At 45.2% G+C, this 12,407-nt stretch carries 13 protein-coding genes and 1 tRNA gene; 12 read left to right on the top strand and 2 right to left on the bottom strand.

Annotated features, from left to right (window positions below):
* Positions 1 to 42: 42 nt before the first annotated feature.
* From tmk to proC, 9 genes are all read left to right on the top strand, one after another.
* Positions 43 to 696: a dTMP kinase gene (gene tmk, locus FGL80_RS01745; RefSeq protein WP_055307386.1), complete on the top strand. Its 654-nt coding sequence runs from the start codon at positions 43 to 45 to the stop codon at positions 694 to 696.
* Positions 693 to 1,022 carry a cyclic-di-AMP receptor gene (locus FGL80_RS01740; RefSeq protein WP_010001486.1) on the top strand — a complete coding sequence of 110 codons (330 nt, stop codon included), beginning with the start codon at positions 693 to 695 and terminating at the stop codon, positions 1,020 to 1,022. The genes tmk and FGL80_RS01740 overlap by 4 nt, the downstream gene beginning before the upstream one ends.
* Positions 1,022 to 1,942 (top strand): DNA polymerase III subunit delta, encoded by a 921-nt coding sequence (locus FGL80_RS01735; protein WP_055307387.1) that lies wholly within the window; start codon positions 1,022 to 1,024, stop codon positions 1,940 to 1,942. The genes FGL80_RS01740 and FGL80_RS01735 overlap by 1 nt, the downstream gene beginning before the upstream one ends.
* 1 nt (position 1,943) lies before the next feature.
* Complete coding sequence (gene rsmI / locus FGL80_RS01730; RefSeq protein WP_055307388.1) at positions 1,944 to 2,819, top strand: 16S rRNA (cytidine(1402)-2'-O)-methyltransferase; 876 nt, start codon at positions 1,944 to 1,946, stop codon at positions 2,817 to 2,819.
* 40 nt (positions 2,820 to 2,859) lie between these two features.
* Positions 2,860 to 3,591 (top strand): acyl-[acyl-carrier-protein] thioesterase, encoded by a 732-nt coding sequence (locus FGL80_RS01725; RefSeq protein ID WP_055307389.1) that lies wholly within the window; start codon positions 2,860 to 2,862, stop codon positions 3,589 to 3,591.
* A 45-nt stretch (positions 3,592 to 3,636) separates the two neighbouring features.
* Entirely contained in the window at positions 3,637 to 4,629 is a 993-nt protein-coding gene (galE, locus tag FGL80_RS01720; protein WP_029509497.1) for a UDP-glucose 4-epimerase GalE, read from the top strand.
* A 132-nt stretch (positions 4,630 to 4,761) separates the two neighbouring features.
* Positions 4,762 to 4,834: transfer RNA gene (locus FGL80_RS01715), tRNA-Lys, on the top strand.
* A 226-nt stretch (positions 4,835 to 5,060) separates the two neighbouring features.
* A complete protein-coding gene (locus tag FGL80_RS01710; RefSeq protein WP_010001492.1) occupies positions 5,061 to 5,705 on the top strand; it encodes a deoxynucleoside kinase in 645 nt (214 codons plus the stop codon).
* 46 nt (positions 5,706 to 5,751) lie between these two features.
* Positions 5,752 to 6,519 (top strand): pyrroline-5-carboxylate reductase, encoded by a 768-nt coding sequence (gene proC / locus FGL80_RS01705; protein WP_055307390.1) that lies wholly within the window; start codon positions 5,752 to 5,754, stop codon positions 6,517 to 6,519.
* Positions 6,520 to 6,574: 55 nt separating this feature from the next.
* Here the strand turns inward: proC and FGL80_RS01700 are convergent, their stop codons facing one another.
* Positions 6,575 to 7,804 (bottom strand): aminopeptidase, encoded by a 1,230-nt coding sequence (locus tag FGL80_RS01700; RefSeq protein ID WP_055307391.1) that lies wholly within the window; start codon positions 7,802 to 7,804, stop codon positions 6,575 to 6,577.
* 179 nt (positions 7,805 to 7,983) lie between these two features.
* On the opposite strand from FGL80_RS01700, the gene FGL80_RS01695 reads away from it, so the two are divergent.
* The 3 genes from FGL80_RS01695 to FGL80_RS01685 are packed head-to-tail and all read left to right on the top strand — an operon-like array spanning position 7,984 to position 11,042.
* Positions 7,984 to 8,721, top strand: coding sequence for a GH25 family lysozyme (locus tag FGL80_RS01695; RefSeq protein WP_055307442.1), 738 nt, complete (start codon positions 7,984 to 7,986; stop codon positions 8,719 to 8,721).
* Entirely contained in the window at positions 8,718 to 9,719 is a 1,002-nt protein-coding gene (locus FGL80_RS01690) for a Gfo/Idh/MocA family protein (protein WP_055307392.1), read from the top strand. The genes FGL80_RS01695 and FGL80_RS01690 overlap by 4 nt, the downstream gene beginning before the upstream one ends.
* A gap of 3 nt (positions 9,720 to 9,722) precedes the next feature.
* On the top strand, positions 9,723 to 11,042 hold the full coding sequence (locus tag FGL80_RS01685; protein ID WP_055307393.1) for a DEAD/DEAH box helicase: 1,320 nt from the start codon (positions 9,723 to 9,725) through the stop codon (positions 11,040 to 11,042).
* A gap of 57 nt (positions 11,043 to 11,099) precedes the next feature.
* Here FGL80_RS01685 and FGL80_RS01680 read toward each other — a convergent pair whose 3' ends face one another.
* Positions 11,100 to 12,392 carry a hypothetical protein gene (locus FGL80_RS01680; RefSeq protein WP_147001776.1) on the bottom strand — a complete coding sequence of 431 codons (1,293 nt, stop codon included), beginning with the start codon at positions 12,390 to 12,392 and terminating at the stop codon, positions 11,100 to 11,102.
* Positions 12,393 to 12,407 lie beyond the last annotated feature (15 nt).

Raw genomic sequence — 12,407 nt, 5'->3', positions numbered from 1 at the left:
GTCAGGGTATTGCCGCGATAAACAAAAAGGACAACAAGACACATGACGAAACCGCTATTTATTACTTTTGAAGGACCGGAAGGTGCGGGTAAGACAAGCGTCTTACAGGCACTGGTGGCTGAATTACAACCGCAACTTGGTGAGGCACTTGTGACGACACGAGAACCTGGGGGCAATCCGATTTCTGAAGCCATTCGTGCGATTCTGCAGCCGGCAGAAGATAATGGCATGGATGACCGCACAGAAGCCTTATTATATACGGCAGCGCGCCGGCAACACTTGGTATCCGTCGTTTTGCCAGCACTTGAAGCGGGTAAAGTGGTGATTTCTGATCGTTACGTGGATAGTTCGTTGGCCTATCAAGGCGGTGGTCGTGGCCTAGGTGTCGATCAGATTTGGCAAATTAATCAGTTTGCCATTGATGGGTTAATGCCTGATTTAACGATTTATTTTGATGTGCCGGCCGAAGTTGGCTTGGCGCGCGTGATGGCCAATCGTCAAGATAAGATTGACCGTTTGGATAAGGAATCATTAGCCTTTCATCAAGCAGTGCGAGAGACTTATTTAGCCCTGCAACGTGATTTTTCTGATAGAATTAAATTAATTGATGCGACACAACCGCTAGAACAGGTCATTGCAGAGACACGCACATTGCTATTTGACATCATAGCATCGCGAAAGGAGTCATCATTATGAAATTAGTGACAGCTATTGTTCAAGATAAGGATGCGACCAAGCTCAGTAACGCTTTCGTCAAAGCCAATATTCGGGCGACACGTTTGACGACGACGGGTGGTTTTCTACGTTCAGGCAACACCACTTTCTTGATTGCCATTGAAGACACACGCGTGCAAGAAACGTTGGACATTATTCAAGAAGTATCACAAACACGAAAGCAGTTTATGGTGCCGCCAGTGAATTTAGATGCCGGTGGTGAGCAAATTGGCATTTATCCGATTGAAGTTGAAGTCGGTGGCGCAACTGTTTATACGCAAAATATTGAATCATTCCATCAGTTCTAATGACACCGGAATTTATTACAATCGCAGAAAAGGTGTATCCGCAACAGATCGCCCATTTTAAACAATTAATTGCGACAAACCAGCTCAGTCATCTGTATCTCTTTGTCGGCCCAAGCCAGCCAGAAAAGCTGGCTTTTTCGCGTTATTTGGCTTGGCTTATGGCTGGTGCGGATGAGCGACAAGCCATCCGGATCATGGCGGATGATCATCCAGATGTTAAAATTACCCAACCCAGCCTACCCAAAAGTGGGACAGGGACTAAGCGGACGTGGAAGGTCGACCAAATTCGGGCATTAAAACCAGAATTTGTCACGGTTGCGCAAGAAAGCCAACGTAAGGTTTTTGTGTTTGACGCCATCGAAACGTTACAAGCCGAGTCTGGCAATGCGCTGCTTAAGTTTATTGAGGAGCCGGCTGGGCCGCAACTCATGATCATGTTGGCCGAAAACCTCAATGAGGTGCTGCCCACCATTCGATCACGGGCGCAAATTGTCCAATTACGCCCCGAAATTGCCTTGGCACAGCCAGATGATGAAGCCGAGCAGTGGCGTAAAACAATGCAACCAGTCTTGTTTAAATGGTTTGAACTGATGATGCAACGACGGGTGGAAGCTTTTGTGTATGTGCAATTGCAACTCGTCGATGCGTTGAAAGAAGCACCACAGCAACGTCTTTTTTTGACCTGGTTACATGAATTATCACGTGACACGGTTGTTTACGGGCAAATACCCGACGCGCAACTTCATTTTCCCACACTAGTTGGTTTATACAAAACATTGCGACAGCATTATAGTCCACAACAGTTAGTGCGCGCGAGCGACGTTATTTTTGCTGATGACCGATTAAGCCAAACGAACGTGTCACTGCAAACACGATTTGAGAAAATGGTCTTGGAAATAGCCATGGCATTAGGAGAATAATATGCAACAACAAAAGAGTTTTGAACAGCGCGAAACCGGAACACTCTATCTTGTGCCAACCCCGATTGGCAACTTGCAAGACATGACCCCGCGCGCCATTGCCGTTTTGGCCGATGTTGATTTAATTGCAGCTGAAGATACGCGGCACACGCAACAGCTCCTTAATCATTTTGACATTACCACAAAGCAAACGAGTTTTCATGAACATAATTGGCAAGCTAAAATACCAGGCATCATTGCGGATTTACAACAAGGCAAAAACATTGCGCAAGTGAGTGATGCGGGGATGCCGTCGATTTCTGATCCAGGAAAAGAATTAGTGGCCGCAGCGATTAGTCAAGGGATTGCTGTGGTGCCAATTCCTGGCGCAACAGCCGGTGTAACGGCGTTGATTGCCAGTGGGTTAGTGCCGCAACCATTTTATTTCTATGGTTTCTTACAGCGGAAAAATAGCGACCAGTTGACCGAGTTAGAACGACTTGCCACATTGCGTGATACAACAATTTTTTATGAGGCACCGCATCGCTTGAAACAAACCTTAGAAAATATTCAAAAGGTGATGGGTGATGACCGACAAGTGGTTTTGGCGCGTGAACTGACGAAAAAGTATGAAGAATTTTTGCGCGGTACAGTGGCCGAATTAGTGGCTTGGGCGAAAACACACGAAATTCGCGGTGAATTTGTTGTGATGATTGCCGGCTTTACTGGTGAAGAAATAGCGGCAACTGACAATGATGAGGCTGAATTGACAGTCCAAGAAGCCGTGGCTAAGTTGGTCGCTAAAGGCTTAAAGCCTAATGCGGCCATTAAACAAGTGGCCAAAGCGCGGCAGCTTGATCGACAAGCGGTCTATGCCGATTATCATGGCATTGATTAACGACTAATAGTCATACAGTGGTACAGAATGAGGGGGGAACATGCAACCATTTGCGATGCAACGACACGTTGAATATTATGAAGCGGATATGACAGGGAAATTATCCTTGCCGATGATTTTAAATTGGGCCGTTTTGGCCTCAAAAATGCAAGGGGATGCCTTAGGGGTTGGGCAAGACGTGCACTTAGCGCGTGGTCTCGGTTGGGTTATTTTACAATATGAGGTCACGGTTAAGCGACGCCCTAAAATTAATGAGTCGGTAACAGTCCAAACTTTTGCGGCAAAATATAATCCTTTTTTTGTGCGGCGGCCGTTTGCTTTTTTTGATGCCGCAGGAGAAGAAGTGATTCGTGTCGATTCGATTTGGGCCATGATTGACATTGAAAACCGGCGCATGGCACGCATACCGGAAGATATTATTAATGCCTATCAAGCTGAATATGTGAAACAGATTCCGCGTATTCCTAATCCGGCGCACTTTGCATCAGATGACGTTTACGAAGCCAAAGATTATCACGTTCGCTATTTAGATATTGATGCCAATCAGCATGTGAATAACTCGAAGTATTTTGAGTGGATGCAAGATGTCATGGCACCTGAATTTTTAAATACCCATGAGGTGACTACAATTAATCTCCGGTTTGAAAATGAAATTCGGCTGGGACACACGATCCAATCACAAGTCGTACACCAAGATCACGAGAGTAAACATCGCATTATGATGGGTGATGTCGTCAGTGCCGAGGCGGAATTCAAGTGGCGTGATGCTTAAAAGTGGTGTAAACTGAAAGTATCAATTTAGAATAAAGAGGCGATTATGTCAGTATTAGTATTAGGTGGCGCCGGCTATATCGGGTCACACATGGTAAAAACACTTGTTGAAGCAGGTCGTGACGTCGTTGTTGTCGATGCCTTGTTTACTGGGCATCGTGATGCCGTCCATCCAGACGCTAAGTTTTATCAAGTCGATATCCGTGATAAGGCCGCTCTATCAGCTGTCTTTGATCAAGAAGACATTGAACAAGTCGTGCATTTTGCCGCTTTTTCAATTGTGCCGGAATCAGTTGCTAATCCATTGAAGTATTTTGATAACAATACGAGTGGCATGGTGACGTTGCTGGAAGTGATGAAGGATCATGATGTAAAGCAAATCGTCTTTTCATCAACAGCAGCCACTTATGGTAATCCAGTGAACATTCCGATTAAGGAAACAGATCCACAAAACCCCATCAACCCTTATGGTGAATCAAAGTTAATGATGGAAAAGATCATGGCTTGGTCAGATCAAGCGGATGGTGTGAAGTGGGTGGCGTTGCGTTACTTCAACGTGGCTGGGGCTGCGGAAGATGGCACAATTGGTGAAGATCACCAACCTGAAACCCACCTTGTGCCAATCATTTTGCAAGCAGGTTTGGGTCAACGGGAATACATTGAAATGTTTGGCGATGACTACAACACACCAGACGGTTTCAACGTTCGCGACTATGTTCACGTATTAGACTTGGCAGATGCTCACATGCGGGCTTTGCAATATTTGGCTGATGGTAATGAATCGAACCAATTTAACTTGGGATCAGCAACTGGTTTCTCAGTTAAGGAAATGGTGGAAGCAGCGCGTGAAGCGACTGGCGTTGATATTCCAGCTAAAATTGGGCCACGTCGTGCTGGCGATCCTGACATTTTGATTGCCAACTCAGATAAGGCACGTGATGTGCTGGGTTGGGCGCCAAAGTATGATAATGTGCAAGACATTATCAAGACAGCTTGGAACTGGCACCAAAGCCATCCAACTGGTTACAACGATAAATAAAGTAATGGCTGTAAAACAGCGCAAGTGATGACTTGCGTTGTTTTTTTTAATAGTGTGCCATTATTTTTAGAAAAAGTGTTGCACAACATCAAAATACATGCTATACTATTCTTTGTTGTGAAAGTGATATATGGACAGTTAGCTCAGTTGGTAGAGCAACGGACTCTTAATCCGTGGGTCCAGGGTTCGAGCCCCTGACTGTCCACTAACTAAAAGGCGATACAGAAATGTATCGTCTTTTTTTATTGTGATTGTCGGGTTGGCTATAAAAAAAGTAAAATGAATACGGGCTTAAGTGCTGATCTACCACGGGTTAGACAATGTTTCAGGGACTGACTTGCCAGCGTGATGGCCATAATTTTGCTGACTCAACTGTATGATTTTTGATATACTAGACTAGTACGTAACTGAAAGAAATTAGGAGAATTGGCATGATTGTATTATCAGGCACTATCGGCGCCGGCAAAACAAGTTTAACAGAAATGTTGGCTGACCACTTGGGGTCAAAGGCATTTTATGAAAGTGTTGATGATAATCCGATTTTGCCATTATTTTATGAAAATCCAAAGAAGTACGGCTTCCTATTACAGATTTATTTTCTAAATAAGCGTTTGGCACAAATCAAAGAAGCACGCGCTACTGGGGTGAGAAACATTTTGGATCGTTCGATCTATGAAGATGCGTTATTATTCCAATTAACAGCTGATCTTGACCGCGCAACACAAACTGAAGTCGATATCTATAAGTCTTTGGTTGATAATATGATGGCGGAAATTGCGGGTGTTGAAGACGTTAAAAATCCAGATTTGCTCATTCATGTGCGCGTGAGCTTTGATACCATGTTGGCACGGATTAAAAAGCGTGGCCGTTCATTTGAACAAATTGATGATAATCCAGATCTTTATGACTATTACAAAGAGTTGAATAAACGTTATGATGATTGGTTTGATGCCTATGATCGTTCACCAAAGGTGCAAATTGATGGCGACCGTTTTGACTTTGTATCAGACGCTGATGCACGCGCTAAAGTCTTAGAGATGATTGATAGTAAGTTAGCAGAAGTTCAAGACAAATAGTGACGATGGGCCACTTGGCTTGTCGTTTTTCAATAGGAGAAAGTATATGGCAAAGTACGGATTTATTGGCACGGGCAACATGGCACAAGCGATGATAAAAGGGCTATTAGCACGCCAAGTGGCGCCGGCAGACATTGCCGTATCATCACCACATACAGCTGCAAAATTAGCCCAAGAATGGGGTGTACAAGCTTTGTCAGCCCAGCAACTGATTCAAGCAAGTGACGTGGTTGTTTTAGCCTTCTTGCCGAATCAGTTAGCAGCAGTTGTCAACACGTTGGACTTTGGCGATAAATTAGTCGTTTCTGTATTAGCTGGGATAACCGTTGACCAACTGGTCGCAGCGACGGGGACAACGCAAGTGGTACGGACGTTACCGAACATTAACGTGGCGATTAATCAAGGGATCACGGCCTATGCCAAAGCGTCATTGACAGCGGCTAACGATACCGCTTTTCAGGCGTTTTCTGACCAACTTGGACAAGCTGTTGCCGTGCCTGAAGCAGAATTTGCGGCCTTTTCAGCTGTAGCTGGTTCGGGTCCGGCTTACGTTTTCAACTTCATTGATGCCTTGGCTAAAGCAGGGGTTGAAAATGGTTTGTCAGCTGAATTAGCAACAACTATTGCCACCCAAACGGTGGCTGGCTCAGCACAGCTATTAGCAGTTTCTGGGCAATCAGCGCAAGCGATGCAAGATGCTGTTGCGTCACCAGGTGGTTCAACACGTGCTGGGTTAGATGATTTGGCGCAACAACAATTTGATGCTGTTGTAGCACATGCCATTAAGGCAACCGTTGACCATAAACATGCGTAATGACACAAAAAAACCGCAAAATATTTTTGCGGTTTTTTATTGCGGTGACATGATATTAAGCCCAATCACCGTTTCGGAAGACTGGCACAGTTTGGCCGTCTTGCGTGATACCATCGATGTTCATATCGGCAGAACCAATCATGAAATCGACGTGCACATCTGAGATGTTCCAACCACGCTGAGCGAGAACTTCAGGTGCTTCAGTCTTACCACCGGTAATATTTGAATTATAGGCCGCACCGATGGCCAAATGGTCTGATGCATTTTCATCGAACAAGGTATTGTAGAACAAGACACCACCTTGGGCAATAGGGGATGGATCAGGTACCAATGACACTTCACCAAGTGACTTGGCACCATCGTCAGTAGCCAATAACTTTTCCAAAACGTCTTGCCCCTTAGTGGCAGTGGCCTTCACAATGCGACCATTTTCAAAGTCAAGGGCAATGTTTTCGATGACATTACCTTGATAAGATAGTGGCATTGTGGCTGCAACGTGCCCATCAATGTGACGGTTATCGGGGGCGGTAAACACTTCTTCTGTTGGCATGTTCGGGATGAATACGTTACCGGCCTTGTCTTGTGACAAGGCTGCTTCCCAAATGTGACCTTCGGCAAGGCCAATTGTAAAGTCAGATACGGCATTCTTATAGCGTAGTGCTTTAAAGTTTTGGGCATTTAGCCAGTCGGCTTTAGCTTTTAATGTTTCAATATGGTCTGTCCAGTTAGCGATGGCGTCTGAGTCGTCATCAACACGAACGTCCTTTAAGATTTCTTCCCAAAGACGTTCGACGGCTGCTTGACCTTTGAGGTCAGGGAAGACTTTTTCTGCCCAGGCTTGACCAGCAGCTGCAACAACGAGCCAAGAAATATCATCTTTCATCGTAGCATCGCGGACACGATGCAGAGCTTTTTGCGTTGCTTTTGTATAGGTTTGCAAGCGGTCAGCATCAACACCAGCCAAACCGTCCGGATCTTGTGAGACAAGTGAAATCCGTGACGCGTACTTGTCCATCAAGGTGTTGGCCTTAAGGACTTCATATTCAGGGACGTTTTCAAGTCGATCGACTGGCGCATGGCTCAAAAATGACTTGGTAATGGCTTGATCTGACCATTCCATCACCACTTCGCGGGCGCCGGCTTCATAAGCGGCAGCAACAATTTTACGTGCAAAGTCAGCTGATTCAACAGACGCATATAAAATAATTGTTTGGCCAGGCTGAACATTAACCCCACGCTTGACAATCAATTCGGCATATTTGTTGAGTTTGGTTTCTAATGACATCGTTTTAGTGTGTTAGATGACAGGTATTCTAACACGTTCCTCCATAAAATTTCACAATATAATTATTATCTCATGAAAAAGGGTGCACGACAAGATAAAGCCACGCGATAGCGACTTTGTGATATAAGCTTAATGTAATTGGCAGGCGCAACAGGCATAAATTTTGTATAATGGATATTATGACGAATGATGCGGCAATGAAACAAAAAATAAAAACAAATAACTGGTTGATGACGATAACGTGGCTGATTGTTATCGTTGGTATTTCAGCGACGGTTGCGGTGTGGCTGTTGGCTAAACCAGTGGCGACTCAAACTGAGGCAACACCGGAAGGTTTTGCTGTGCAAGGCGTGGCGATTAACCAAACGTCAGGTTATGTTGATTATGGTAATTTAGCCACTAATGGCATTGACTTTGCCTATTTGCGTGCGACGACAGGGACATCATTTTTTGATGATGGCTATCAATCAAGTTATAGTCGTGCCGAGGCGGCGAAATTAAAAGTGGGTGCCATTCAAGTTTTTGATAATAGTATTGATGCGGCCGATCAAGCGCAATATTTTATTAGCCATGTTGCGAGTCATGTTGGGGAACTACCAATTGCCGTGTATGTGACCAACGATCAAGTGGCCACGCAAGCAAGTAAGTCACGGTTAGCCAGCGTGATTCGGTTACTGGCAGCGCATTATGATAAGTCAGTTGTAATCTATACCACGCCAGCCGTGAAAAAGAAGTTATCTGGTACGATCCATCAGGCGAATTATTGGCTAATTGAAGATAATACGCGGGATCGGGCAGCCGAAAACCAATTTATTCAATACAGTGAAGATCACACGATTGGCACGGGCTTAAAGGCCATTAAGATGCCAACTAGCGTGTTTAACGGGACAAGAAAGCAATTCGAGGCGATAAAATGATAAAATTAGGAACGATTGGGACGAATTGGATTACCAAAATGTTTATTGAAGCGGCACTTCAAACTGGTGATTATGAGTTAACGAAAGTTTATTCAAGACGCCAGGCCGGTGGAGAAGCATTTGTAGCCGAACTGGGGTTGGAAAATGTCGATGTTGTCACAACTTTGAGTGACCTCTACACAGACCTTGACGTGGTCTATATTGCGTCACCAAATGCCCTGCATTTTGAACAGGCGAAAGTGGCCATTCAATCTGGTGTGCATGTGATTGTTGAAAAGCCATCAACGAGCAATCCAACAGAATTTGCCGCGATTGAGGCGTTACTGGCCAACCACCCAGATGTACGCTATTTTGAAGCAGCCCGCCATGTGCACCAACCGAACTTTAAGATTATCCAACAGGCCATGGGTGATTTAACACAGTTACAAGGGGCAACATTGGTTTATCAAAAGTACTCATCACGCTTTGATGCCTATTTGGCTGGTGAGGAACCAAATGTCCTCACCCGTGAATTTAGCGCAGGCGCTTTGTATGATTTGGGTGTTTATCCAATCTATGCAGCGATTGCTTTATTCGGGGCACCACGTGCTGTGCAATATTTGCCAATCCTCTTGGCTAATGGTGCTGATGCACGTGGCGTTGCCAACCTCTTTTATGATGACTTTAATGTCACCGCAATTTTTGGAAAAAATGCCAATTCTTACCTGTCGAGTGAAGTATATGGCTTGAAAGAAACCATTTCGACGGATAATATTGCTGAACTCGATACTGTGACTTTCCATGATGGGGAAGGGCACAGCGCCGACATTGGGGAAACACCCGATGCTAATCCGATGGTACGTGAAGCCCAAGACTTTGCGGCTATCATGAATGACCCCGTTGGCCACCATTTGCAGTATACGCAGTGGTTCCAACTTGCTAAACAAGTCAATCAAACGCTGTTTGACTTACGTTCGTCGGCTGGTATTATTTTCCCAGCTGACCAGAAAGAAATGTAATTTATGCCAATTAAACCAGCGCTGCAAGCGCAATTTGAACAACAATTTAAAGCTCAAACACCTATTCAGGCTGCTGTGTGGGAGAAATTAACGCAGGGCGACAATATTTTCGGCCTAGCGCCCACTGGGACAGGGAAGACGTTAGCCTTTTTACTGCCAATTCTCAGTCGCATTGACCCTAAAGTTAAGCAGACACAAGTTTTGATTTTAGCGCCGAGTCAAGAACTCGCCATGCAAACAACGGCTGTTGCACGGGAGTGGGGCGCTTTGGTAGATGTTTCTGTGACCAGTTTGATTGGTGGTGCCAATGGCCGCCGTCAAGCAGATAAACTTAAAAAAGATAAGCCACATATTGTAGTGGGGACATTAGGCCGCGTATTGACGATGCTTGATGGTGGTGCCCTAAAGCTTAATGGCTTGCAAACCGTTATTTTTGATGAAGCAGATGCCATGTTGTCAGATGAACGACGTGACAGTTTGCAAGAATTAGCGGATCAATTACCAACAGACGTCCAACTTGGGCTGTTTTCAGCGACCTCAGGGGTTGATTTGAAATATGTCGCAGACACTTTTGGTCAAGAAGTCCGACCTGTATCAGTTGGCACGGATGCGCCAGCAGCGATTACGCATGAATTTCAATATGTTGACCAAAAGGCCAAGGCCAGTCTGTTGATTCAATTAGCCCGTAATAAGCAACAAGCTTTGGTATTCTTTAATACGATTAGTGGTTTGGTTAATATGCAGGCGACCTTACGCCACGCGCATGCCAGTGTGATGAGTATCGGTAGCAATGATAAGCGACAAGTGCAGCGTGCAGATGCGTTACGCTTATTCAAGAAAGGCGAAGTATCGCTGCTTTTGGTGACAGATGTTGCTGCACGTGGCTTGGATATTGAAGATCTACCATTAGTTGTGAACGCACAGTTGCCACAACGGAAAAAAACATATATTCATCGTGCTGGACGTACGGGCCGAATGGGTAAGCCAGGACGCGTGTTGAACTTGGGCAATGATCATGATATTCGTGATTTAAAACGCGAATTAGGGGATGATTTTGTTTTGGTGAAAGCCGCTAACACATTTGCCGATGCTAAGCAGGCGACACCGCAAAAAAGTACCGTTGCGGGCAAGGCTGCGCGTACAACTGCGCCAGCTGATCAGGCAGGACACCAAACATCGGATCAAGCGGCCAAACCAGTGGCACAACGTCAGACAACTCAAGCGAAGATAGTACCAGTTGTTGAAAAACCTAAGAAGAAAAAACGCTTAAAGGCATCCAAAGATAAAGGGAAGCCAAAATGGGCTAAAAAGTCGGCCGAATAAGCCACATATAAAAAAGGTCACAGCTAATCATCAAGCTGTGGCCTTTTTTAATACGATTTAAGGGATGAGGTGTTGAAAAAGAGGGGTGTTCGGAATTTCAATTGATTTATGCAACGCAACGGGGGTGTTATTAGCATTCGTCGTGTTAACGGTATAGTCGTAACGATAGTAGTTCTGACTTAAAGTGGCAGCATCAACATCTTTCGCATTTGGTGGCGTGATGAATTGATAGTGACCAGGGTTTTGAATGCTATTATAGGGCGTGGCGATGAAATTGTTTTGGGCATCAAAAGTGAATTGATAACGGGTCGCGCCACCAGGTAGTATATTGAGATCAGGTAAAAAGGCTTTCGCAAAGATATGTGCCGTCGATCCCCAAAGGACGATACGATACGTGCCGTCAGGCATTTTAATACGGGTTGCGATATCGCGTAAATTCACAAACGCCAGACCAATCGCTTGGCCCTTATCATCTGTCGCATCGGTGTAAATTTGGCCATCTTTGTAAATGACCCAACCAAACCCATTCCAAATGAGCTGATCATTGGTCGCGCCTTGCCAAATGACGGGGAGGGTGACTGAGGCGAGTTGACCAGTGTCATCGGGGATGGACACGGTGGTCGTCCCCCAACTGATATGGTTACTTTTAAAAATCAGATTGGGATTGGCCGGTGAATGATAAGTCGGCCCGTCATTTAACCAGGCAATCGCAATGCCGACGGCATTCATTTGGGCGGTGAATTGTGCAATTGTTTGCGTTTTGAGTTGCTGCAAGAGTGTGGCCAACGTTGGTTGTTGCGTCGGGTTGCCACCGGCATTAAGATAAGCAGCGCGTATTGCTGACTGAAGATCGGTGTATTTGTTCTGCCAGGCTTGGCTTGTTGCGCTGGCGGTTTTGAGTGCCGTAATGGCATTTAAAATTACGGGGCTGAGTTTATCGCTATCGAGAACTTGACCATTTTGGTCAGTGAACGGATTATCACTCGGTGGTGTGATATAGTATTGCGACAAATCAGGAATATTCAACGCCATTGCGGTCGCAATCATGGTTTGATACCGGTCAGTGACGGCGGTAGCGAGGATACTGTTATCACGCGTTAATTTGGTGATTGTTGCGGCGTTATGTGACAATGACGCTTGTGCGCTGGTTAGGGCTGATGTGAGCTGTGCGTTATCTGCTTGACTGCTGGTCAATAAGTTTTTCATCCGCGTAATATTGTCATTTAATTGCGCAATACCGGCAGTATTGAGTGGACTCACCCCTAAAAAATAGTAGGCAGCTGAGGCAGTTCCAATCAAAACCGCGAGGGCAGTTATGAGGGGGACAATAAGTTTCGTACTTTTGAACATCGTGCTATTTCTCCT

The sequence above is a fragment of the Leuconostoc lactis genome, from assembly GCF_007954625.1.
Lineage (GTDB): Bacteria > Bacillota > Bacilli > Lactobacillales > Lactobacillaceae > Leuconostoc > Leuconostoc lactis_A.
This window is presented reverse-complemented; position numbering and strand designations above follow the sequence as displayed.